Genomic DNA, 24,184 nt, shown 5'->3' on the forward strand with positions numbered 1-24,184 from the left:
GAAAGACAATGAAAACATCGCAAACCTTGCTGAAAAGTGCACTTATTGGATTAAGTGTACTGTTTGCCAGTGTCGCAACAGCAAAGTCCATTACTGTTGAACATCAAATGGGGAAGACGACCCTAGAGTCTAAACCTAAAAATGTTGTGGTTTTAGGTCAAGATAGCCTCGATGTTCTTGATGCAATTGGTATTGAACCAGTAGGGGTTGTGAAGGGTCATTTGCCAACTTATCTGAGCAAGTATAAGGACGATAAGTATAAGGCAGCAGGGTCATTGTTCGAGCCTAATTTTGAAGCTATTTACAGTATGAAGCCTGATCTGATTATTGTTAGTAACCGTAGTTCTGGCTCTATGGAAGAGCTTTCTAAAATTGCACCTACAATCCTTTTCTTAGCAGATTCAAAGGATTACTGGGGTTCAACAAAGAAAGCTTGGCGTATGCTAGGCGAGGTTTTTGAAAAACAAGACGTTGTAGAAGCGCTAATCCAAGACAAACAAAGACAAATCGAAGGGCTTCAAGAGTTATCAAAGAATTCAGGTGCTAAAGCGTTAGCTATCATTACTGGTGGCGGCAAAATTGGTGCATTTGGCTTAGAGTCTCGTTATGGTTACATTCATACGTTGTTCGGCTTCCAGCAAGCGGTCGAAGACATCAAAGCTAAGTCGCACGGCGACAACATTAGCTATGAGTTCATCGCGAAAGCGAATCCTGATGTACTTATTGTTTTAGATCGCGATGAAGCAATCGGTGCATCGAAAGGTGAAGCGAGGAAGCAACTTGATAACGCTCTTATCAAGAAAACCAATGCGTTCAAAAACAACAACATTACATATGTTAGTGCACCTGTTTGGTACATTTCGGCGAGTGGTGTGACTGCGACTCAAATCATGATCGATGATATGAAGAAAGCACACAAACAGTAGCTATGAATTAGGTATTCGTTACTAACTTGATGCAGAAAAGTATAAAAAGACCGCAAAATGTGGTCTTTTTTTATGTCCTTTGATTTTGCCCTAATTTTGAACTTATTGATTTGGCTAGTATGAATTCAATCACCTCAAATTGAAGGTAAGTAAATGACCACTGAAAAAGAGAAGATGCTAGCGGGCGAATTGTATGAGCCTTGGGATGATGAAATTCACAGCGAGCGTATTGCTTGTCGATATTGGCTACAAAAGCTAAATCAGAGTCTACCAAATAGCAAAGAGTGGCAAGATGCCATTGCCGCGCTGCTACCTGAAGCAAAGGGCGAGGTTTATTTAGAACCCCCTTTTTACTGTGATTATGGAAGTAACATTGTGGTGGGGGAGAACTTTTACGCTAACTTTGGTTGCACGATTTTGGATGCCAATTCAGTCGAAATTGGTGACAACGTTATGTTTGCACCAAGCGTACAAGTGTATACCGCGACACACCCTTTAGACGTGAAAACACGGATAACTGAGGGCTTAGAGTATGCGAAGCCAATTCGTATTGGCGACAATGTGTGGATAGGGGGAGGGAGCATTATTTGCCCTGGCGTCACGATTGGAGATAACTCTGTAATTGGGGCTGGAAGCGTGGTAACGAAAGATATTCCTAGCAATGTTGTTGCTGCAGGCAACCCATGTCGGGTTATAAGAAACATTGAGCAATAGCTGTTCATATCTTTAGCGAAATAGGGCTGTGGAACTGTATAGTTTTTTGTTCTTTCTATCTTGGATGCAGAAACAGAAAGGGAGCGCTTGCTCCCTTTTGATTTATCATGGCTAATTTGAATGGGTATGGTGGCGTAAATTTACGTTAGCTAAAGGTTTTCGAGAACCAAGATGAAACCTTAGAAAATACCGAATGTTTCGCAACCACCGAATTGTGAGACTTACCGATGTAAAAGGCTTTCATTAGTTCAGTACGCGTTTTTTCGATATCGGAGTTCTCTACCATTGCAAGCGCTTCACTGGTTTGAGTAGCGTGATCATTTGCCAGGCTGAAGTCCATTAGTAGATAGCCTTGAGCCATTAACCATAATCGCGTACAGCAAAGTAGATCTTTCGGCAATTCAGCGCTGAATTTATTGGAATGCTCATCACCCAGCGTATCTTGAATGATGTCACCCATACTTTTTAATTTATCGGCTTGTGTTTCAATATTGACCATCAGCTCCATTTGAGCCTTTGTAAGCGTCCCAAGCGCCATATCAAAAGGGCTTTTCTCTGGGTTATTTTGACAAGCTTGGTTGAATATTGCATCGCATGTTTTGATGATATTGCGGCTTCTGACTTGGTCTTCGCTTGAGAGTGTTAATTCGTTCATACCGGCAGAGGCTAAAATGTCAGTGAGATTGGTCATTAGGATGCGTCTTTTAACGTTTCCCAAACAATCTCGCAATCACCGTTATCGGCGGTAACAAACACAGAGTTACCTGTTAACATCACAGACAGGTCCATAGTGCGAGTGACCAAAGAGGCGAGTTGTTCAATGCCATCCCAATCGAGTCGGGTAACAGACGCATCCAGCATGCCTATCTTGCCTTGGTTTTGATTCCACCATACATTCGACTTGGTGTTAAAGCTGTATACGTGCACTTTTTTTGCCAAGCGAGTGGATTTTTTGATTCGTTCTACATCAGGTTCGCCGACATCAATCCAAAGTTGGATTTGGTCATCTAAGCTTTTCTGCCAGATATCTGGTTCCTCAATGCTTGAAAGACCTTTGGTAAATTCAAGCCCTTCTTGGGCATTTAAACAAAATGCGATGACTCTAGCCATCATGCGTTGTTCATTTTCAGAAGGGTGTTGAGCAATCGTTAGATTCAGAGAATCGTAATAATCTCTGTTCATATCCGTTAACGTGATACGAAATTTGTATATAGTAGGTTTAAGAGCCACAGTTTTTGTCTTTGAGAGAGGGTATGGAAGTATTGTATACCCAAGTAACCTAAAGGTGCAGTTTAGATCTCAATTTAATTCAGAATACGGCAAGATATTGATTTATTGATACTAGAATCCGATTTCTAGTCACTTACAAACCAGGTAAAAGAATAGTAAAGGTTGTGCCTTTATTTGGCTCGCTGGCCACCTCAATGGAGCCCTTATGGTGCTTTATAATCTCATAGGTTATGGAAAGCCCCAGCCCTGTACCTTTTCCGACCTCTTTTGTTGTAAAAAAGGGTTCAAATATGTGGACTAAGTCCTCGTGTTTAATGCCTTTGCCTGTGTCTCTTACTGTTATTTTTACCCAGTCTTTATCTCCCATATCAATAGGCTCTGTTACTACTGTGAGTTCTCCTTTATCAGGTGTTGCGTGTTTGGCATTGATAAATAAATTGATGAAGACTTGCTGTAATTGAGTTGTGGAACCCATGACTTGAGGAACATAATCAAGGTTCTTTTTCAGTGTTAGTGAATGTTTAATTTCACCGTTAACGACTTTTAGGGCCGTTTCAACGCATTCGTTGATGTCAATCGGTGTGAGTTCGGTTGTCCCTTTGTGTGAAGCTTTTTTGAAATTGTGGGATATTTCTCGAATACGTTCCAACCCTTGGGTTGTTTCTGTCAAAAGTTCACTGATGTCTAGCGCTAAGTGATCAATGTCGATTTTTTCTCGATACGCAACATAAGCGCTAAAGTCCCCATTGTCTTCTTTGCTTTGCATAGCGAGTTGGTCAAGGCTGATCAAATCGCTAACGTACTCGTTCAAAAGCTTTATGTTCGATAGAGCAAAGCTCACAGGGTTATTGATTTCATGAGTGACACCTGCTGCAAGCTGACCAATTGCCGCCATTTTTTCGGTGTGCACCATTTGGTGTTGAAGCTTACTTACGTTATCCAGTGTTTCTTCTAGCGATTTTAGGCTGTGATAGAGCTCTCTGGATTTCGTTTCAAGCAGCGCCTCAGCCTCTTTACGAATTTTCTTTTCGCGCAGATAAGCACGTTTGAAAAACTCAAGATCAGAGCTTTCGGTTGAATTTTCTTTATTCATAGGCACTTTCCGTGTCATATGAAGTACGCAAGTGTTGTATTGTTGTGGCGCTCATAATCAATCAAACGTCTTAGCATTGCCTCATTTATCTCGCTACCTCTTGTTAACATAGCTGACCCATTGGAAAGCATAACGTCTCGCTTCAACACATCACCAACGTTAAGTTCATTAACGCCAACGCAGTATTCGATTTCATGTACACCATCTTGTGGTCTTTCCTGAAGTACCTGTACAAACGTTTTCACTACTTCTCTATCGTATATCGTTCCTGAGTTTGACTGCAGGTAGTTTTGAGCAGCAAACGGGGACTTATGAATCTTGTTATTTTCTCCCGCAACCATGTAGTCGTAGTCTTTTACAACTCGAAGAATACGTGAGGCGATAGGGATATCTTTTCCTTTGATATGACCGGGGTAGCCCGTGCCATCAAAGTTCTCATCTTGGTGTCTAACCAAAGAAGCAATGCTTTGGAAGCGTGGCAGCTGTGAAATAAGCTCTGCCCCAAGGTCTGGGTTACTTGACGGCGCAATATGGCTTTGCTGATAGTTCCGACCCAAATGAACTTCTTGGTCGGTCCCTATGATTCCAAGTTTGTGCATAATTCCGCACATGTACGTCTGTTTAACATAGGCTTCATCCAGCCCATATAAAATTGCCACTTGTTTGGATTGATAAGCAACTCTTTCAATGTCTTGTGCGTTGCATCCTGTCCTAAATGAAATAAGCCCTGTGATCAACGAAAGCACATCTCTAAAAAGCCCAGAGCGGCTTTTCAATGTATTTTTTAACTTCGCGTTGGATTCACGCAATGCTTCAGTCCGCAAAGCGACTTTTTCTTCCAATGCAACATTGACTTGTGCCAATTGTTCATTTTTGGATTCCAACTCTTTACTTAAGCGGTTTTTTTCCTCTTTTACTCGGAAAAACTCCAAAGATTGTTGCAACGTGAAGCGTAAATTGTCGTTATCCCAAGGTTTACTTAGGTAGGTGCTTACACCTCCATCATTAATTGCTCGAACGGTATCTTCTACGTCACTGTAGCCCGTCAGCAATATACGAACGGCTTCTGGTTGAATGTCTTTTGCGTAACCAAAAAAAGTTGCACCGTCCATGTCTGGCATTTTCATGTCTGAAACAATAATGGCGACCTCTTGTGCTTCAAGATAAGAAAGCGCTTCGCTAGGTTCTGTAAATGGGTGGATTTCAAAGTCGCGTCTAAGTACGCGTGTTAGCGCTTTAAGTATATCTGCCTCGTCATCGAGCAGAACCAATTTGGGTTTGCTAATTGTGTTAAGTGCATTTAAGTCGTCCATGGCACCTCCAATTTCAGTTCCAGATACTCTTATTCAATATATATGCCAATTAACTTTGCTATTTAAATAACTAATTTATTTCAGCAAGTTAGATTTTAATTGGTGATTTCAGCTTTGTTATTCGGCTGTAAACAATCTAATTCTCAATATTAATCATGTATCTAGGGAAAATTCTTCATATTGGTTCTCATTTTGCCTGTCTCTTTGAGATCGCTTGCTAAGGCTTCAGAAGGTAGGCGAATCATAATTTTGGAGCCTTGATGTAGCTGGCTAGTCACTTCTATCGTGCCACTATGCTGTTTTACTATATTGTGAGTTAACGTTAGCCCGAGCCCCGTACCATCGCCAACTTTTCGGGTTGAATAAAACGGATCGAAAACCTGTGAAATCTGATTTGAAGCAATACCCACTCCGACATCGGATATCGTAATACTCACAAAATCGTCTTCGTTATGAGTCGTCACTTCAACACTGCCTTTTGACCGCCCTTGCATTGATTGAAGTGCATTTTTCAAAACGGCATTAAATGCTTGTTTGAGTTCGGCTGGATTACAAAAGACCAGTGCATTGCTGTCGAGTTTCGTTTCTATGGTTGTCTCACAGGGGTATTCGTATTTAACTTGTTCGACACACTGTTTAAGGATTTCATCAACGTTGTTTTCAGACTGCGGCGAATCCTTTTGGTAGACAGAGTAGCTTTTTAACCCTTGTACAATATCTCTAACTCGATGCGTATTGGCTAAAGCATCTTGCAGCGTATCCTCAAAGTCATGCTCGATAAAACTCATATCATTTTTTTCTACCCAAGCGCTTAGGGACGCAATGAGTTGATTCCTACGTTCGTCGTCTTTTTCATTAATAATGGTGAACTGGAGAGTCGCGAGGTTTTTATAGCAATCCAAATACTCTAAAGCGGTTTGAATATTGCTGTCGACCGTACCTATAGGGTTATTGATTTCGTGAGCAAAGCCAGATGCCATGGTACCGATAGACGCCATCTTCTCACTTTGTACCAGCTTTCCTTGCATCTCTTTTAGTTGCCGATTTGTTTCAACCAAATGTTCGTTGTTCGCTTTCAATTCTGCGGTTCGGATTTTTACGGTTGCTTCAAGCGAGCTGTTAAGCGCCTCTAACTGCTGTTGATAGCTTTGGCTGGTCTGTTCCGATTTAACTAGTTTACTCACCATGGTGTTGAAAGCTTGAGCTAAGTGTGAAATCTCATCGTTGCCTGTATCGTTAACCGTAATGTTTCGTTCACCACGCGCTAATCTCTCGGCTGCTTTTTCTAAGTAGGTGAGTCGCTTAGTGAGAAAAGCCCCTAAAACGTATGAGAAAAGTGCAACTAGTGCCATTTCACCCATTACGATAAAGAAGCTCCATTTCTTTGCCTCTTCTATTTTTTTGTTGAGCGATGACATATCCAAACCAATTTGGACATCGCCGTAAACAATTCCAGCCTCTTTTATCGGGTGAGCGACATCAAAAATACCGTCGGTAACCAACTCGGCACTCATTTCCGGTTTTGAATAATGGTTTAACAGTTTCTCGTCACCCAGTGCGGCTAGTGGCTTACCATCTTTGCCTAATACTCTTACATAGAGCAGGTCGGGGTTAGTCATCAATTCCTGAGTGAAGGACTCAAGCGAAGCTAAGTCCCAACTCAGAACCGCATCTTTAACTGTACTAGCGAATAAACTTGCTGTTGTCTCTGCGCGCTTTGTTAAACTGTCGTAGTTGGTTGTCTTAAGATAACCAAGCGTCAAGGTGACGAGCAGTGCAAGGAGCACTGCTTCAATTAACGCGATACCGAAAATAGTCTTAAGACGAAGAGACATAGCGGTTACTGCTCCAGTAGATGTGAAAGTAATGTAATTTCGAGCGACCTGACGTCGTCCCAATCTTTGTCGTCAGCCTTTGTAATTCCCTTAAAATTAATAGATTTAAGTAAGGATTGACCTAGAGGATCTTTTGTCATTTCCATCATGGCTTTGGAGATACTTTTCAAAATATCGGCATCTAAATCTGGTGATGCTGCGAAAGCATGAGGGGTATATCCAGGGGTATCCCAAAGCACTTTCAGTGATTCCTTAACTTTTGGAGAGGTATTGTTGAATGTTCGATATACACCTCCTCCGGCGGGGAATATACCCTTCGACACTGCAAGATAAACCGAATCATGAGATGAAACATAGTTGGGGGTGAACGCTATGCCATCCAGATTCATTTTCGCCCGTGGCAATACGCTGGCTGCAAAAGCTGCAGGGGAAGGAAAAGCCAATTGCTGTTCATTTAGTTCGGCGAGGTTTTTTATTTCGCTGTCTTTCCTAACAACAACAATACCTTTTATGGATTTATTTGCTTGTCTAGCAAACGCTTCATACCCAGGCTTTTGGCTGAAAACCGTATAGTGGTAAGGGTTCATATAGGCAATATCATACTCGCCACTCAAGAGTCTTTTCTCGAACGTTGGAATGTCTTTTGCTGTCGCAAATGAGATGTTGTGACCGGTTTTATCACTCAGGTAGAGAAAAATAGGCCCCCACTTCGCTGCTAATTTTTTTGCTGATTGTTGCGGTACGATTCCAAATGAAACATCCGCTGCGTAGCTATGTAATGGAAAAACCAAAAGTACCGAAAGTAATCGCCAAACAGTTTTATTCATTATTTTTCCTATTGATATTCCTAACCCACTAATAACTAAAGAATAGGACATAACCCAGATATTGGAAATTTGAAACGTTAGTCTGCTCGAAAAACAGTCAGTTTGTGAGCTTACTTAATAAATAATCAGTCATAAGAAGTACCGTATAACGTCTGTAGTAGAATCTGTTGATATACAACTAAATTATCAAAATAAACACTCATATGTTTCTTTGATAGAAAGTCAGAATCCATGATACTGAGTTCAAGAGGGAAGAATGATTCCACTTAACAAGGGATGAATTCGGAACGGTATTTATCAAAAGGAAGTGTAATGGGAGAAAAAGGCAGTCAGGGAAGTTTATTTCAGTGGCAACGAATTCAACGGTTTAATTTCACCATATGGACAGTGCTCAGTGGCACGTTGTTGGCAAGAACCAGCTACTTTATGGCTTGGCCTTATCTCATTGTTTTCCTATATCAAGATTATAATGCGACGGCCCTAGAAGTAGGTGGGATGCTTGCCGCTTCCGGACTAGTTGGTGTGTTTACTGGGCTTTATTCGGGGTACCTTTCTGATAAGTTTGGTCGAAAGTGGGTCATGATTGCTGGCAGCGCTATCGCGGCACTCGCATACAGCGGTATAGGTGTCGCGAATGAAATTTGGCAGTTTTTTGTGCTACTCACTCTGTGTGGGTTGATGCGACCTATGATTGAAGCTCCAGCCAAAGCGGTAATTGGCGATAATTTAAGTAATGTTAAAGATCGCGAGCTTGCGCTTAATATTCGTTACTTTGTGCTTAATCTTGGTGGCGCTATCGGGCCACTTATCGGCATTACGTTAGCACTCGCCGCTCCACAACAACTTTTTATTGTTACAGGGATTACATACCTATTATTCGGCGCTTGGTTGTGGTTAAGCTTTTTGCGTCGCCCTGAAACAACACAAAGCGAGGGTGGGGAGATACCTGATTTTAAAGCGACGGTGAAAGTCATCGCACGCGACAAAATCTTTCAAATCCTTTTAATCGCCAACCTGATCATGATGTTTGTTTATGCTCAATTAGAATCTTCTTTGCCTCAAGTACTAGTAAGAAGTTCTCTGCCAGATGCGGCGACACTGATCGCTACACTAGTGTTAGTGAATACCCTTACGATTATTGTATTTCAGTTCCCCATGCTTAAATTGATGGAGCGTTTCCCATTATTTATGAGAACACGAATTGGCATGCTTTTAATGGGGTTGGGTCAAGTTGCTTTTATCGTAACACCTGAAAACTGGGTACTTGGCTGGGCACTAGGTTGTTTCATTGTCAGCCTCGGTGAAGTTATCGCCTTCCCAACGTTGAGCGTGCAAATAGATCAGCTCGCGCCTGAACATTTAAGGGGATCTTACTTTGGAGCGGCAGCGATATACTCCTTAGGTTTCGCGATAGCGCCTCTTGTTGGAGGAGCTATGCTGGATACACTCGATGCTGACTGGTTATGGGCACTTTGCATTGGTTTGTGTGGTGTGATGATTTGGTTGTACAAGCTGGTGGAAGCCAGATCGTCTAAGCAAGAAGAGCTAAAAGAGTCTTTGGCTAATTCTTAATCTCGAATTAAATCAAAACTAAAAACGGGGCTTCAAGCCCCGTTTACTGTTCTCGTTTTTATATTTCGGATTCAGAAACTATCTATCCCAGTAAGTCTCTTCTAAGCTGTCTTCGCGTTCTGGTAATGCGCGGTTTAAGCGAGGAGAGTGTTGGGTAAGCACTTCATAACTCACTCGGTTGGCATACTTACAAATCTGTGAGAGGGAAGAGTAGCTTAAGAAGTTTTGTTCATGTTTACTCGAATTGGGCACATTGGATTTGTGATACTGATTCGCTGCCATATCGTGCAACAAAGAAGAAAGGGCGGCATCACCTGCTCCGTTGGTATTCTTTATTTCAAGAGGACCACCTAGGTAAGGCGCAATATGAGAGTACACTTTTACAGGGTGACGACATTCTTCTTTTTTAATCGAGCGACTAAATTCATACTTATTGAATTCTGGAATATTGCCCGGTAACAATGGAAAGGTTGTTTCGCGCTTACTCTCATCTTCTGTATACCCCGCCATATATAAGCCCACAGGACCTGCCGTACACAAAACAAGGTCGACCCACTCAAGCGCCTTATCTGCGGCCAGTAGAGGATCTTTTTCGCCAGTCAGTGCTTCACCTTCATCTTCATTCATGGCAACAACAGTGACGTTTTCTTTGAGGTATTCTTGCCACCACGTCTCGTTACCTTCGATGACGTACTTCGTCCCCAAGGTGAGAACAACAGGGACATTGTGCTTCTTCGCCAGTTCAACCGCTCGCTGAACCGCTTGTGGCATTGGGTCTGTTGGTTCTCCCCTCATCAAGTAAGAAGAAACCACCAACGCGGCTGACTTCTCGAATACTTTTTCAGGAATACTTTCAGGCGATAGCTGATTCATTTGACCGACGTTCAACGCAAATGTGCGCTCACCGTCATCAGAGATCAATGTGTAGCAACGACCAATAGGACCATCTACCGTTTGAAGGTAATTCAAATCCATGCGAGAAGACGTATTACATAGGTAGCGATAAGCGTAAGAACCCACTTCGATGTTTTTGCTCATTACACCCAACAGAACAGATTTGCTGTCCGCCAACACAGAGTAATTGTGAAGTGTGTTACCGATAGTGTCGCCCGGGTACTCATGAGTAATCAGGTTTTTCTCGGTCAATTCGCGGTATAAAGCATCTGCTTTTTGCTCTTCCAGTACCAGAGAGTGACCTTTGCTTAATTCATAGCGTTCAAGAAAGTCATCATCAACTCTCGCTTCGATATCCACAATGGTTTGACCGACACCAATAATGGTAGGACGACTTAATTTTGGTGTTTGACGAATCTGATTAACAAGTGGATCACGAGAATGGGTAGGGAAATAGTGTTTGGACTTACGCTGACCGGGAAATTTCATGCTGATACAAGCGACATTTGAAAAACGAAGCGCGGATTCTACACAAAATTAAAACTCAAGTCACCCCAAGTTGAGAAGGTTGAATCTCCGCTTGGGGTAACCTTTACAGGTGTTTCTTTTTATTGCTGAATATCGGCTTTTTCAACAAATGCCTTTGTTCCCCAAAGAGGAACAGTTGATAAGCTGTGCTTGAAGCTACCTGTCGTTTCTTTTGTTGAATAGGAAAGGTACATCAAAGTCTGAGTGTTTGGATCAAAAATACGGCGAATCTTCATGCTCTTGAAAAAGATACTTTTTGATTTTTTAAATACCACTTCACCCGATTTCGACTTATCAATTTGTGCGATCATCTCTGGTGTTATGTCGCCCGTTTGCCGGCATGAAATCGAGCTGTCACTTGGATCCGATAGGCTTAAATCTGCTTCTATACTCGCAACATGGCAGGTAACCCCTGTAACCACAGGATCAACCCAAGTATTCAACTTAATGTCTTTCATGGTGAACCAGCCCAGCCCTACATCACCGACTTCGTCGCTACTGTCACAGGCTGTTAAACCCAAAGCGAGTAGGGGAACAATCGCAAGTTTTTTCAACATATTAGATCCCAATTATTTAACCATTAGTTATCCATCAACCTACAACATTAAGCGGATTCCTGCGAGCAATATATGCCCATAAGGCTAACCAGTACCGCTTTTTAAACACGTTAAAGGAAGCTAGAGTGCATAAGTTATTGTGGTTGCTGGTGGTGGTCTGTATGCTCTCTGCATGTAGTTCATCACTCAATGGCACTTGCAACTCGTGCATTTGCGTAATTTGGGGAAAAGGCACAAGCATTTGAGTAATCAAAACGAAGAACACCAATCACTAAAAGAAAGAAAAAATCAGTGGTTGTACTCGCAAGTCGACGTAAAGTACCCAACAAAAGAAAGCTTGGCTGGGCGTAAACTTTATAAGCAATTTCAAGCCAATAAAACGTATAGCACTGAATCGGTAAATCATTCATTAACTAGCCATGTTGCCGACGACCTTTTTATTGTCGACTTTCACCGGCTGACGATCTGTTTTGCAACATTATATTCTAACCATTGGGATGACAAAGAATCGCAATCTCTCATCATTGAGTTTTTAACTCAAATAATATTGGAACCTGATTTTCCCATTATTATCGCATTTAAGAATGGTGAGCCCATTGGATGTGCTTTAGGGACAATCTGTGATAGAGAAATATTGATCTCCGACATATATTTGTTGAATGATGAAAAAGGAAGTTATCTTAACTTTGTTCAGCAAATTATTAATTTTACAGATAATAATTTTGACGTTGATAAATACATAATTGAACACCACGAATCTCACTTGATTACGTCGTAGACAGTGCTTTTCGTTATGTGATATGTTTCGCATAGTTTTGCAAATATATGCACGATTGGCTTATGAGATGTTCGTTCTTACTAACGTTATTGATCTATTTAACCTGCTTGGTTTCTGCTCAGCTCGTTGCAAGTGAGCGGATAACCTCAGAGCAGTTGAAGCTTGCCGCTGAAAGGCTAGAGCACTCACAGCATGTTCTTATATTGCATTCATACGACCCTTCTTATGAATGGACAGCCGATATTCAGCAAGGCATCAATACTGCCTTTAAACACAGCAACGCTCTCGTTGCTCCTTCAATCGAATACCTAGACTCAAAACGCATTCATGAAAAGTCATATTATGAATCGTTTAAACTCTTTCTTAACCTTAAATATGAAAATTATCACTTTGATGGAATTATTGTAAGTGATGATAGAGCGCTTAGATTTATTAAAAGTTTTGACAGTGAGCTTGTGAAAAACGTGCCAATAGTTGCTATTGGTATTAATGATAAAAATGCATCTTTAACTTCTTTATCTGAAGCGGGACATATTGTATACGAAGAAGATAATATATTAGATAATATTAAATTAATTATAAAAATAAGACCAAATATTAAAAAGTTGTATCTTCTTTCTGATAATAGTATGACGTCGTCAATTGTTAGAGGTGAAATAAAAACGCATATTCGTCAGTTTAAGAATATTGAGCTCGTTGAACTGACTGCGGAAACGCTGGAACAAGCACAAGAAGTCCTCATTCATGCGTCTGAGAATGATGCTGTTCTCTTAACACACTTTAATAGTGAATTAGAAAGTGGCGTATTCCATAGCTACGATAAAATTGCTCGCAAAATCAGCCATTCGAGTTCTGCACCAGTATTCGTTCTATGGCGGCATAACATAAAAGGCGACATTCTTGGTGGCCGCGTGCAAGATCCGTATTCTTTGGGTATATATGCCGTTAAGCTGCTAAGTAAAGAGTTGCCACTGTTGCTTTCTCAGTCTCTTCCCGATTCCAAACCGTATCAAGATCTATTCAATTACGCAGCGCTTGAAAGATTTAATATTTCAAAATTCGTTTTGCCCAAGAGTGCAGAAATAGTGAATAAGCCCACTTCGTTTGTCGAAGCGAACTTACGAATACTATTCATCTCTGGGAGCATCATTGCTGTCTTAGTCGTCATCATAGCGATGCAGTCTGTTTCAATCCGGCAAAAAAGGGAGCTTGCGAATAAGAACAGGAAAATTTATGAACTTCAGGACAAGACACTTAATGTTCAGAAAGACATGATTTACATCTTAGGTGAGGCAATAGAGTCGCGTTCTGGAGAAACAGGTAACCACGTAAAGCGTGTTGCAAGCCTTTCTAGTAAGCTTGCTCAACTTTACGGTTTGGATAAATCGGAATGCGATCTACTAGAAGTCATTAGCCCAATGCACGATGTAGGTAAAATAGCCATTCCAGAAGCGATATTAGACAAACCAGGGAAACTGACTGAACAAGAATGGCAATTGATGAAGACTCATACAATAAGTGGGTTCAACTTGCTCAATTCATCAGACGGGGACGTTATGGCGCTTGCGGCTGTTGTTGCTCTGGAACATCACGAGCATTGGGACGGTAATGGCTACCCAAATGGTAAGAAGGGAGAGGGCATCCATATCTACGCTAGGATCACAGCAATCGCAGATGTATTCGATGCACTTTTGAGCCAGCGGTGTTATAAAAATGCATGGTCCGTTTCTGCAGTTAAAGAGCTTTTTATGGAAAAATGCGGGAAGCAATTCGATCCGGAAATTTGCACCTTACTTATTGAAAATATGGAAGAATTTATAGAGTTGCGTCATCTTCACCCTGACAATGTCGTTCCTTTAGAGCATGCCATATAGTCTACAATCACACTTAAACAAGACAGTGATATACATAATCATACGCATCGTGATCAAGATGCCACTTTAGATAGAAACTCGCGTTGCTAATAGCAGTTTTTGTCAATTGATCTTTTCAAAAAAGAATGTCTGTACAACACTGAAATTTCTCTCAGAGGAGTTGGGTGGAATATGGATAAAATACGTTGCGTTATTTTTGATTGTGAAGGCACCTTGGTTGATAGTGAAACATTATGCTGTCAGGCGATTGTCGATGTGTTCGCCCATTTCAACAAGCCTATATCACTTGAAGATTGCCTCAATCATTTTCAGGGCGGAAAGCCTGCGGATATCTTGTCTGAAACTTGCCATCGCTTAAATTGCAATTTATCTCTGGACTTGCTTGAGCCTTTATATAGAGATAGAAAGCAGTCTTTGTATGAAGCGAAGCTTAAACCCGTAAAGGGAGCAAGCTACTTGCTAAAACAGTTGCAGCAAATGGGTATAAATGTCTGCATAGCCTCTAACAGCGAAAGCGACAGAATTGCACACGCCCTTGAACTCACAAACTTAGATGGTTTTTTCCACAACGCCATTTACAGTGCATTTGATGCAAACAGCTGGAAACCAGAACCTGATTTACTCCTTTATGCAGCGTTAAATATGGGAGTTTCTCCAAAAGAGTGTATTTATGTTGATGACACCCTTAAAGGGGTGGAAGCGGGTATAAAAGCGAGGATGCAAACTTACTACTACCGCCCGAGTCAGCCAGAGTATCAAGTCGATCATGAACTGGTGCACACCATATCCAACATAGAAGAGTTGCTAAAATCGCTTGAAGAAAAAGATCCTCAGTTTAATTTAAATTTTTCAGCACTTTAAATGGAAAATCCTATCAGCTCTAATTCTCTGTGTTTCAATTTCATCTAATAACAAAAAGGCACCTTTCGGTGCCTTGTTTAAATTGGTCTAACTGATTATTGCATCTTCATTAATGCACTGTTTCAGGGTTTCTCTCTTCGGAAGTCTCTTCTTTCGAAACCTTTCCGCACTGTTCGCAAATTAACGTTTTTCCATTTTCAGAAATCAAATAATCTTCACTGCCGCAATGTGGGCAGGAACAAACAGGTTTTGTTTCATATTGGACTGGAGTGAAGCTTAAAAATTTCAACGGCATATCAACCTCACTATAAACTGGAAGTAACGTCACACAAAAAAGGTTTGGGTTGCATTAACCGCTTGCTGCAACAACGTTTTTGAATATAGCAGTCGAATTTTTAGAAATCTATTTGCGTTTCCGATATGTTACCAGATTCACTTGGAAGTGCGCCAAGATTCAAATTTTTTGAATGTAGTTTGATAAAAACAGCGATCTAGCTTGCAAAATGAAATCAGTTTGCAAGCGTTTGTGATCGAAATCTATCCAGCAGATGCTAAAAATCCGAAAGAAATCAGTAGCTGAGTAGTAATAATGACGATACCGGCTATCGTACATACCGCAAGGCTTAACGAGCCTCCCGCCACTTTATACTCAAACTCTTCTGAGTGAATTTTCCGCGCTTTATGAGCCATTTTGACAGGAAGGAAAATAGCGAGCACAACAAGAGCAATTGCCGCATACCCCAATGCCATAATGAAACCTTGGGGATAGTACAAAGCAAATGCCATCGGTGGGATAAATGTAATAGCCGCTGTCCGGATTCTCGATGCTTTGACGACCGATTTAAGACTGTCCCCCAAAAACTCAAATAACCCCAAACTGACGCCCAAGAATGATGTTAGCAGCGCTAGATCAGCAAATACAGCAATGGCATTTTTGATGGTACCCGATTGAGAAGCATCGGTAAGCGAAACCATAAGCGCACTTAAACCACTTTGATCGGCAAGATCGCTCTGGCTTAAAACACCCAGCGTCGAGATTTGCCAGAGTATGTATAAGAGTAAAGGTAAAGATGCCCCAATGATCAGCGCGACTCTTAAGCCTTTTATGTCTTTATTTAAGTATTTTACGACTGCTGGAATACTGCCGTGAAATCCAAAAGAGGTAAAAATAACTGGGAGCGCTGAAATTAATAACCCCTGCTGCAAAGGCATATTCACTAAGTAACCTGTATTTATCCTAGGTGCCAGAACGTATAAAGCGACGCCCATTGCGATAATTTTTACGGAAAACAATACCCGGTTAATTTTATCGACAGACGCTGTGCCCATGGTGACAATTGCCGCTACGATAACCGTAAACAGAACCGTAGACGTCTCTTGGCTGATTGAAAAGCTCAGTGTGGATACTAAGCGTTGATGAAATTGCCCACCACCGCCAGCAATGTAGGCTGCGCAAAGTGCATAAAACAAAAATAACATCGCACAACTGGCTACCCATTTCCCTTTTTGCCCTAGGAATTGCTCGGCAAGCGTATGAAGAGTGGCATCATGACCCGCAAATTGGTGTACTTCCAACATAAGAAGTGCGGTATAGACCATTAATAGCCATATGAAAAACATGATGACCAACGACGCCAAAAAGCCAATACCTGCTGATGCAAGGGGCAGGGCTAACATTCCTGCTCCAATCGTTGTCCCGGCAATAATTAAAGTACTGCCAAAGATGCGAGATTTTTGTGTGTTCATTTTTTTGTACAACTTAGTATTTTAAAGGAAAGCAGAGCAGTCAGAAATGATGAAATAACCTACTTTATTAGATTTTTAGGACTGTGCCAGAACGTGCTTAATGATACAAATATGCATGTAAACTAAAGTAAACTTAGCCTGTAAGATAAAGTTTACATTTGCGTTTGGTGGTGATTTCTAGAGGTAAGTCAAAATTTCATTGAAGCGGCAACGAATTTTAATATGAATTTCCGGTCTATTGATATATAGCTAATTGATAAACGCGTATGTAGTAAATTCCCATTCAGAGGAAAATGTATGATTGAAGAACGTAATGATGAAGAAAACCTTGAACTGATAGATGCAATGGAGATCGGGCTAAACTTATCAAACTACTTACTGGAAGAATTAGCGGAAGACGAATGCTGATCGCTCAGTAACCACTTCCAGTTCATGAACTATCTCGCTCATCTTCATATTGCCGATCATTGTAAAAGCAATTTATTAGGAAACTTGTTAGGGGACTTTGTCAAAGGGTCTCCTGAAGGTCGCTATAACAAAGACATCGTCGATGGCATCAAGCTACACCGATTTGTTGATTCATATACCGACACACATCACTTGGTTAAATCGCTGAAACCACTTTTCCCTTCAGAACTGCGTCGCTATGCACCCATTGCACTGGATATGTTTTGGGATCATTGCCTAGCGAATCGGTGGGAAGAGCATCATATCCAATCACTCCAACAATTTTGCTCACACTCGGAGCATCTCATCAAACGAACCCAGCCTAGTTCGCTGCCTTCGCGTTTTGTCACCATGTCTTCGCATATGTGGGAAGGTCGATGGATGGAATCCTATGCGGATCTTGAAAACATCCAGTTTGCGTTATCGCGAATGGCGATGCGCCGGCCAAAGCTAGAAAAGCTGAGTCTTTGCTCGCAAGTGCTGGCGCAACAATATGATCCACTCATTGAAGCATTTGACACGCTTTACCCTGATGTTCTTGCTCATTCAAAGCAATTCTTCGAAGCTTTGTAGCCAGCTTGCCTTCATAGAATCAAACATTCTGAGATAAGAGCATACGAGCCTAAAAGCTTGTCGCTAGCATCTTTAGGCAGTTTAGGTATACAATCCGCGCTTCTTGTGACTGCTCCCGGATTTTGTAAACCATGTCTTTCGAACAACTCGGCTTACAGCCAGCCATTCTTACTCGCCTTTCTAAACTCAACTTCAAAGAGGCAACACCTGTTCAAGAGCGCGCTATACCGCTTGCTCTTCAAGGGAAAGATGTACTGGCAGGGGCGCAGACAGGAACAGGTAAAACTGCCGCTTATGGTTTACCCATCATTCAGCGACTCATCGAAAACCCCAAGCCTCTAAAAGACAAACTTGTACGTGGGTTGGTATTGGTGCCAACGCGAGAGCTCGCGCAGCAAGTTCTGGATAACCTAACCGATTACGCAAAAGAGCTGGATATAAAAGCGCTTGCCGTTTATGGCGGTACGAGTATGCGCGTTCAAACGGACAATCTAAAAGGTGGGGTAGACATATTGGTGGCAACTCCGGGGAGACTTCTGGATCATGTCTTTACGAAAAACATCCAGCTAACTGAGACGGAAGTGCTTGTTCTGGATGAAGCCGATCGCATGCTAGACATGGGTTTCATGCCCGATATTCAGCGAATACTCCGTAAGCTGAATGATGCTCGTCAAACGTTGTTTTTCTCTGCTACTTTTGCCGGTAACGTAAAAAAGGTCGCTTACAAGATACTCACCGATCCTGAAGAGGTTCAGGTGACGCCAAGCAATTCAACGGCTGAAACTGTAAAACAGATGGTCTACCCAGTAGATAAAAAGCGCAAAGCTGAACTACTGGCCTATTTGATTGGATCGCGAAACTGGCAACAAGTATTGGTGTTTACTAAAACCCGTGAGGGGTCAGACTCATTGGTGAAAGAACTCAAATTGGATGGAATCAAAGCAGCGTCTATCAATGGAGACAAAAGCCAAGGCGCAAGACAAAAAGCATTGGATGACTTTAAATCTGGAAAGGTCAGAGCGCTGATAGCGACAGATGTAGCAGCCAGAGGTTTGGATATTCACCAGTTAGAGCAAGTCGTGAACTACGATATGCCATACAAAGCAGAAGACTATATTCACAGAATCGGAAGAACGGGCCGTGCGGGCAGTGATGGCTTTGCTATTTCACTAATGAGTAGAGACGAAGAATACTTGCTCAAGGCCATTGAGAGCCTGCTGGATAAGCGTTTACCACAAGAGTGGTTAGCGGGTTTTGAGCCTAGCTTGGTTGAAGATCTTTCAGAAGATAAACCAAGAAAGCGCCAAAGTCGAAGTGCAGAAAAACGTAAAATGAAAGCAAAAATGAATATTCACAAAGGTCGCGGGAAATCCAAGAAATAGGTCTGATTGCTTCTTGCGGTGTCATCGAATTAGATGACACCGTGAAAATAAGCAGACCTAACGAAGAAAGTATCGTGAGGTCACTCTGGTATAAGGCGAATCAAGCGAACACAGCTTTTCGAACTAAAACTTATAATTGGCTTGCATACCGACAATGACCAGATGCCCTTTCATTTCATAATTATGATTACTGGCAAATAAGCTGCTCTCAGTGAACTTTTCAGTAGAACGACCCATGTAAGCAAGCCCAAAATCAAAAGACCAATCTGCCGAGTGTTGGTACTCCATACCTGCGGTGTACCAAATAGCATCTTGATCTGGGATGCTTAACGTTGTGTCTCCAGCTTTTTTATCAAGCGCAAGCCCAGCACGAAGACGCACAGATGGATCTAACCGGTAGGTGGTTCCTAATGCCCAGCGCCAGCTATCGTTATAGCTTTCTTGTTTTCTGAAGCACGTTCCGGAATTAACTGTGCAGCCGCTTCCAGATGCTTTGAATTCAGTATATTCGCTCCAGTTTGTCCATAGCGCGCTGTAATGAATGGCGAAAGTATCGTTTAAATCGTGGTAGCCAGAAAACTCCAAAGTGGCTGGTAGCGGCACGGCAGCACTGCTGGATACGGTTCCACCGCCAGGAATCGCGACAACGCCCGGTGTATGGTCAGTAAAGTCGCCTTTTAACTTCGGGGTAGAACTCGCACGATAAGACAGACCAAAGCGTGTACTTTCGTCTAACTCAACAAGAGCACCAATATTCCACCCGAACGCGCCGCCATCACCCTCCCAACTAAGAAGTTTGTCTGTACTTTGCTTACCAAAAGAAGATGCACCGCCTCCCAAATGGCGAGTCGCTTTACCCATTGCGTAGATGTAACTTATCCCAGCCCCGACACTGAGCATGTCGTTGATTCGATATGATAGAGCAGGGTTGATGTTGACGGATTTTACAGATGTATCGCCAGCAATATCTCCTGATTGAAACGTGTCTTTTAAGTCGGTGCCTAAACCATAGTTGGAATATAAACCAATACCGAACGCCCACTTATCACTGAGTGGCTGAACGTAGTAACTGGCAGGAATCACTTGCGAAGGAACAATATCACTAGAAGATTGCGCACTACTCGATCCAACAACGTCGATAGCCGCATCGAAATAGATCAATGAGCCCGAAAACTGAGCTTGTTCGAATAGTACCATTGTGGCTGGGTTTCTCCCCATGGCGGTCGCATTGTCCCCAATGGCAGCTTCACCCGCATAGGCTCTGCCTAGACCGCTGACCGAATCGAATGCAATTTGATAACCTGCAGCGTTGGCAATGCCTGAACTCAGCACAGATACAATAAAGAGTGAAGCCTTCAAAGTTGAGGAATTCAGGGAATTTGTTTTAAACATATGACCTCCTTGTCATTTTATATAACCAAGTAACCTCGCCCCTTGGATCTCAACTTCTGTTCCACCACTCCTTAAAGAAGTTGGAAACGACGGACCATTTCCACAACGTTCTTCTTCTAGAACCGAATCAGAATTTGAGGCTCTGCACCCTAAGTTTGAGGTTACTTGGGTATATGTATTTACATCCATATAAGCAATCAATCGCTAAGTGGGTGAACCCATTTGCTTCCGCGTTGATAGGGTAATAGTACGTTTTACTTCCGCTGATATTTTGTCCTGACGCGCCAAATTACTGTCTGAGCAGGGCGCAGTACGAGGGGAATGTAGAAAGTATTTATAGAAATGGAACCCAAGGAGCCTTGCGAGGTAGCTCCTATAGTGAGAGTTCTATACTGAGGATTTTATCACTTACATAAAAGTGCCATAAGTTATTCACTCGTTTGTCATTTCAGGTAATTACCGTGTCTTCTTCAAAACAAAAAATAGCTGACAGGAGTCACTAAATGAAGAGTTTACTTAAGGCGATTACAGCAGTGGTATTGCTTGGTTCGTCGGTTAATGCCATTGCACACGAAACAGTACAACTTGGACCTCGCCCTTTCTATTTAATAGAGGACATGGATAACGGAGCACTTAAACGTAAGTTACAGAACTGCAGTTCCGGTCCTTTTTATCGCAGTGATTTCTCCATTGGTCACCGCGGAGCGCCAATGCAGTTTCCAGAACACACCAAAGAATCTTATCTTGCGGCCATTCAAATGGGGGCAGGCATACTAGAATGCGATGTTACCTTCACCAAAGATAAAGAGCTGGTATGTCGTCATTCGCAAAGCGATTTGCACACCACTACCGATGTATTAGCGCACCCAGATCTCGCGGCAAAATGCACCGTACCATTCCAACCTGCTAACCCTACAACGGGTGAAAAAGCGAAAGCGGAATGCCGCACTTCAGACTTCACGTTAGCGGAATTCAAGCGTCTAAAAGGCAAAATGGATGGCGCGAACGCTATGGCGACAACTGTAGAAGAGTACATGAATGGTACAGCCGGCTGGAGAACGGATTTGTATTCCAGTAAGGGCACATTGCTGACACATGCAGAAAGTATCGCGCTGTTTAAAAAGCATGGGGTAAAAATGACACCTGAGCTAAAAGCACCTGCGGTTGAAATGCCGTTCAATGGCTTTACTCAGGAAATGTACGCAGAGAAGTTGGTAAGTGAATATCGCTCTGCGAACGTACCCGCAAGCGATGTGTTTGCTCAATCATTTAATCTTGAAGATGTGAAATACTGGATTCAAAACAACCCAGAGTTTGGTAAGCAGGCGGTGTATTTGGATGATCGCGTGTACAACGACGAAAATTTCAAACCTACATTGCAAGGAATGAAAGATCTGGTAGCTTCGGGCGTGAAAATTATTGCCCCACCAATGTACGCGTTAGTGACATTAGATGCGTCTGGCAAAATTGTCCCGTCTGAATATACCAAATTGGCTAAGAAAGCGGGTTTGGACATCATTACTTGGACACTTGAACGCTCAGGACCATTAGGGAATGGTGGCGGTTGGTACTACCAATCCATCAAAGACGCGACCAACAATGATGGCGACACCATGGTTTTACTGGATGTATTGGCGAAAGAGGTGGGTGTATTGGGCGTGTTCTCAGACTGGCCAGCAACCACGACTTACTATGCAAACTGCATGAACATGTGACTCGTTGCCATTAATAGGCTAACCGACCCTAGAAGATGAGGTTCATACTGAAAGGCAGATTGAATATAGAAAGGGAAGAGTACACTCTTCCCTTTTATCGTTTTTCGCCAAAAAGAAATGGCAGTAAAAATTACATTTGAAACAACAGCTTACTTAAACTTGCGGTTTCCGACTAAATCAGAAATGTGTTTTGTCAGTATTTCAATATCTTGCGAAGACACATCTTTGTGAGTCACAAACCGAACAGGGTTACCGGGGCTAATTGTAATACCTTGTGCTTTAAGTTTTTCTGCAATACCAACAATATCCACCTGCTCATCCAGCTTCGCAAACACGATATTGGTTTGTACCAATTCAGGCTTTACATGAAACCCTGGGATATCGGCTAAATTTAATGCCAACTGTTTCGCATGCTTATGATCCAACTTGAGCTGTTCTACTTGCTCTGTCATGGCAAGCTTTCCAGCAGCCGCAAGCATGCCCACTTGTCGCATTGCACCGCCAAGCATTTTGCGGATACGACGAGCTCTGTTGATCAACTCTTTATCGCCGAGAAGAAGAGAACCAATAGGGGCAGACAAACCTTTAGATAAACAAATGGTCATTGAATCGAAATGTTTGGCTATCTCTTTAATGTCCACATTCAATGCAACAGCAGCATTGTAAACTCGCGCGCCATCGAGATGGAGTTGTAAGCCATGTTGGCGTGTAAAAGCGCGAGCCTCTTCTAAATAGCTTAGTGGTAGTACTTTTCCGTTAATGGTGTTTTCTAAGCTCATCAGTTTCGTTTGAGCAAAGTGAAAATCATCCGGCTTGATTACGGCTGCTGCTTTTTTAAGGCAAATGGTGCCGTCAGGTTGATTTTCGATAGGTTGAGGTTGGATGGATCCTAATACGGCTGCGCCTCCGCCTTCGTATTTATAGTTATGCGCTTGCTGGCCGCAAATGTATTCGTCTCCACGGCCGCAATGACTCATTAAAGCAAGTAGGTTGGCTTGTGTACCGGAACTCGTAAATATTGCAGCTTCAAAACCGTGTCTTTGCGCTGCCCATTGTTCCAATTCATTGACTGTTGGGTCATCCCCATATACGTCGTCTCCCAATAAGGCTTCCGACATAGCTTTTTTCATATTTGGAGTAGGTAATGTTACGGTGTCAGAACGAAAATCCATTGTCTTTAATCCTTTAAATATCCACACAGTTTGGCTTTGTAAATGCAGGCGATGGTTTTGGCATCGGTGAGTTCACCTTGTCGAATAGCGGCTTCGATTTCACTCATGGAAAAAGGGAGAAGCTCAATAATTTCATCTTCATCGCAGGCCAGACGGTTGGTCTGCTCAAGTTGTTTCGCAACGAATAAGTGCTGGATTTCATCACAGAAACCAGCGAGCGGCGTCACTTGTCCTAAGGAATGCCATTCAGATGCGCTGTAACCCGTTTCTTCTTCAAGCTCTCTTCTGGCACAGGTTTCAGGGGATTCGTTGAGTTCCTTGGTACCAGCGGGAACCTCAAGCAACCATTTTTTTAAAGAAGGACGATATTGCCTAATCAGTAAGATTCGGTTGTCCGAAAAAATGGGCAGTATAACGGCAGCACCGGGGTGCACTATGGTGGTGTGAGTAATGTCGTTTCCATTTGGAAGTTGAACATCCTCTTCGCAAAGCTCTATATTTTTCCAACTGTGGATCGTGCGGGACATAGCTTTTCCATCGCTTTTTTATTGATACTGCCTGCCTGTTCCTTGTTTTGTAAAGCTCCAATAGTGAAAAAGTACAACATTTGACGTACCTATAACTATTCTTGATTAAAACCTCATTTACGCAATCAAAGATTTCCCTCCCATGGTTTTTCAGTAGATCTGCTATAAGAGTCTAATAAAACAAGATATTACTTGTAACAAAGTAATAACAAATGTATAAAAATGCTA

21 protein-coding genes are annotated in these 24,184 nt (G+C 42.3%); 9 read left to right on the forward strand and 12 right to left on the reverse strand.

What is annotated here, in order from left to right:
* Window positions 1–8 precede the first annotated feature (8 nt).
* Together CW749_RS20640 and CW749_RS20645 are read left to right on the forward strand one after the other, a co-directional pair.
* Window positions 9–926: a siderophore ABC transporter substrate-binding protein gene (locus CW749_RS20640; protein WP_101114284.1), complete on the forward strand. Its 918-nt coding sequence runs from the start codon at window positions 9–11 to the stop codon at window positions 924–926.
* 153 nt (window positions 927–1,079) lie between these two features.
* Window positions 1,080–1,640 (forward strand): sugar O-acetyltransferase, encoded by a 561-nt coding sequence (locus CW749_RS20645; RefSeq protein ID WP_101114285.1) that lies wholly within the window; start codon window positions 1,080–1,082, stop codon window positions 1,638–1,640.
* A 145-nt stretch (window positions 1,641–1,785) separates the two neighbouring features.
* On the opposite strand, the gene CW749_RS20650 is transcribed toward CW749_RS20645, so the two are convergent.
* The 6 genes from CW749_RS20650 to CW749_RS20675 form a co-directional block, all read right to left on the reverse strand.
* Window positions 1,786–2,331 carry a hypothetical protein gene (locus CW749_RS20650; protein WP_101114286.1) on the reverse strand — a complete coding sequence of 182 codons (546 nt, stop codon included), beginning with the start codon at window positions 2,329–2,331 and terminating at the stop codon, window positions 1,786–1,788.
* Complete coding sequence (locus tag CW749_RS20655) at window positions 2,331–2,870, reverse strand: YaeQ family protein (protein ID WP_101114287.1); 540 nt, start codon at window positions 2,868–2,870, stop codon at window positions 2,331–2,333. The genes CW749_RS20650 and CW749_RS20655 overlap by 1 nt, the downstream gene beginning before the upstream one ends.
* Window positions 2,871–3,003: 133 nt before the next feature.
* Window positions 3,004–3,963, reverse strand: coding sequence for an ATP-binding protein (locus tag CW749_RS20660; RefSeq protein WP_180958461.1), 960 nt, complete (start codon window positions 3,961–3,963; stop codon window positions 3,004–3,006).
* 14 nt (window positions 3,964–3,977) lie between these two features.
* The gene (locus CW749_RS20665; RefSeq protein WP_101114289.1) at window positions 3,978–5,276 is read right to left on the reverse strand and encodes an HD domain-containing phosphohydrolase; all 1,299 of its coding nucleotides are present in this window, start codon (window positions 5,274–5,276) and stop codon (window positions 3,978–3,980) included.
* A gap of 161 nt (window positions 5,277–5,437) precedes the next feature.
* Entirely contained in the window at window positions 5,438–7,111 is a 1,674-nt protein-coding gene (locus tag CW749_RS20670; protein ID WP_101114290.1) for an ATP-binding protein, read from the reverse strand.
* A gap of 5 nt (window positions 7,112–7,116) precedes the next feature.
* Complete coding sequence (locus tag CW749_RS20675) at window positions 7,117–7,938, reverse strand: phosphate/phosphite/phosphonate ABC transporter substrate-binding protein (protein ID WP_101114291.1); 822 nt, start codon at window positions 7,936–7,938, stop codon at window positions 7,117–7,119.
* A 312-nt stretch (window positions 7,939–8,250) separates the two neighbouring features.
* Between CW749_RS20675 and CW749_RS20680 the strand changes: the two genes are divergently transcribed.
* The gene (locus CW749_RS20680) at window positions 8,251–9,510 is read left to right on the forward strand and encodes an MFS transporter (RefSeq protein WP_101114292.1); all 1,260 of its coding nucleotides are present in this window, start codon (window positions 8,251–8,253) and stop codon (window positions 9,508–9,510) included.
* Between the two features lie 78 nt (window positions 9,511–9,588).
* Here CW749_RS20680 and CW749_RS20685 read toward each other — a convergent pair whose 3' ends face one another.
* Window positions 9,589–10,893 carry an inosine/guanosine kinase gene (locus tag CW749_RS20685; protein ID WP_101114293.1) on the reverse strand — a complete coding sequence of 435 codons (1,305 nt, stop codon included), beginning with the start codon at window positions 10,891–10,893 and terminating at the stop codon, window positions 9,589–9,591.
* A gap of 119 nt (window positions 10,894–11,012) precedes the next feature.
* Window positions 11,013–11,489 (reverse strand): CreA family protein, encoded by a 477-nt coding sequence (locus tag CW749_RS20690; RefSeq protein WP_101114294.1) that lies wholly within the window; start codon window positions 11,487–11,489, stop codon window positions 11,013–11,015.
* A 241-nt stretch (window positions 11,490–11,730) separates the two neighbouring features.
* Here CW749_RS20690 and CW749_RS20695 point away from each other — a divergent pair, with 241 nt between their 5' ends.
* From CW749_RS20695 to CW749_RS20705, 3 genes are all read left to right on the forward strand, one after another.
* The gene (locus CW749_RS20695; protein ID WP_101114295.1) at window positions 11,731–12,267 is read left to right on the forward strand and encodes a flavodoxin; all 537 of its coding nucleotides are present in this window, start codon (window positions 11,731–11,733) and stop codon (window positions 12,265–12,267) included.
* 62 nt (window positions 12,268–12,329) lie between these two features.
* On the forward strand, window positions 12,330–14,141 hold the full coding sequence (locus CW749_RS20700) for an HD domain-containing phosphohydrolase (protein ID WP_101114463.1): 1,812 nt from the start codon (window positions 12,330–12,332) through the stop codon (window positions 14,139–14,141).
* 171 nt (window positions 14,142–14,312) lie between these two features.
* Window positions 14,313–15,002, forward strand: coding sequence for an HAD-IA family hydrolase (locus CW749_RS20705; RefSeq protein ID WP_101114296.1), 690 nt, complete (start codon window positions 14,313–14,315; stop codon window positions 15,000–15,002).
* Window positions 15,003–15,539: 537 nt separating this feature from the next.
* Here the strand turns inward: CW749_RS20705 and CW749_RS20715 are convergent.
* Entirely contained in the window at window positions 15,540–16,748 is a 1,209-nt protein-coding gene (locus tag CW749_RS20715; RefSeq protein WP_101114298.1) for an aromatic amino acid transport family protein, read from the reverse strand.
* A gap of 432 nt (window positions 16,749–17,180) precedes the next feature.
* Here CW749_RS20715 and CW749_RS20720 point away from each other — a divergent pair, with 432 nt between their 5' ends.
* Together CW749_RS20720 and CW749_RS20725 are read left to right on the forward strand one after the other, a co-directional pair.
* Window positions 17,181–17,768, forward strand: a complete 588-nt coding sequence (locus tag CW749_RS20720) for an ACP phosphodiesterase (protein ID WP_101114299.1) — start codon at window positions 17,181–17,183, stop codon at window positions 17,766–17,768.
* A gap of 131 nt (window positions 17,769–17,899) precedes the next feature.
* Window positions 17,900–19,150, forward strand: a complete 1,251-nt coding sequence (locus tag CW749_RS20725; RefSeq protein ID WP_101114300.1) for a DEAD/DEAH box helicase — start codon at window positions 17,900–17,902, stop codon at window positions 19,148–19,150.
* 123 nt (window positions 19,151–19,273) lie between these two features.
* On the opposite strand, the gene CW749_RS20730 is transcribed toward CW749_RS20725, so the two are convergent.
* Window positions 19,274–20,542 carry an outer membrane protein transport protein gene (locus CW749_RS20730; RefSeq protein WP_101114301.1) on the reverse strand — a complete coding sequence of 423 codons (1,269 nt, stop codon included), beginning with the start codon at window positions 20,540–20,542 and terminating at the stop codon, window positions 19,274–19,276.
* 503 nt (window positions 20,543–21,045) lie between these two features.
* Between CW749_RS20730 and CW749_RS20735 the strand changes: the two genes are divergently transcribed.
* Window positions 21,046–22,257, forward strand: a complete 1,212-nt coding sequence (locus tag CW749_RS20735) for a glycerophosphodiester phosphodiesterase family protein (RefSeq protein ID WP_101114302.1) — start codon at window positions 21,046–21,048, stop codon at window positions 22,255–22,257.
* A gap of 149 nt (window positions 22,258–22,406) precedes the next feature.
* Here the strand turns inward: CW749_RS20735 and ltaE are convergent, their stop codons facing one another.
* Together ltaE and CW749_RS20745 are read right to left on the reverse strand one after the other, a co-directional pair.
* Window positions 22,407–23,429: a low-specificity L-threonine aldolase gene (gene ltaE, locus CW749_RS20740; RefSeq protein ID WP_101114303.1), complete on the reverse strand. Its 1,023-nt coding sequence runs from the start codon at window positions 23,427–23,429 to the stop codon at window positions 22,407–22,409.
* Between the two features lie 5 nt (window positions 23,430–23,434).
* Window positions 23,435–23,956, reverse strand: coding sequence for an NUDIX hydrolase (locus CW749_RS20745; RefSeq protein ID WP_101114304.1), 522 nt, complete (start codon window positions 23,954–23,956; stop codon window positions 23,435–23,437).
* Between the last annotated feature and the right edge of the window lie 228 nt (window positions 23,957–24,184).

Origin of the sequence: Vibrio sp. vnigr-6D03 (genome assembly GCF_002835515.1) — a bacterium.
GTDB classification, from domain to species: domain Bacteria; phylum Pseudomonadota; class Gammaproteobacteria; order Enterobacterales; family Vibrionaceae; genus Vibrio; species Vibrio penaeicida.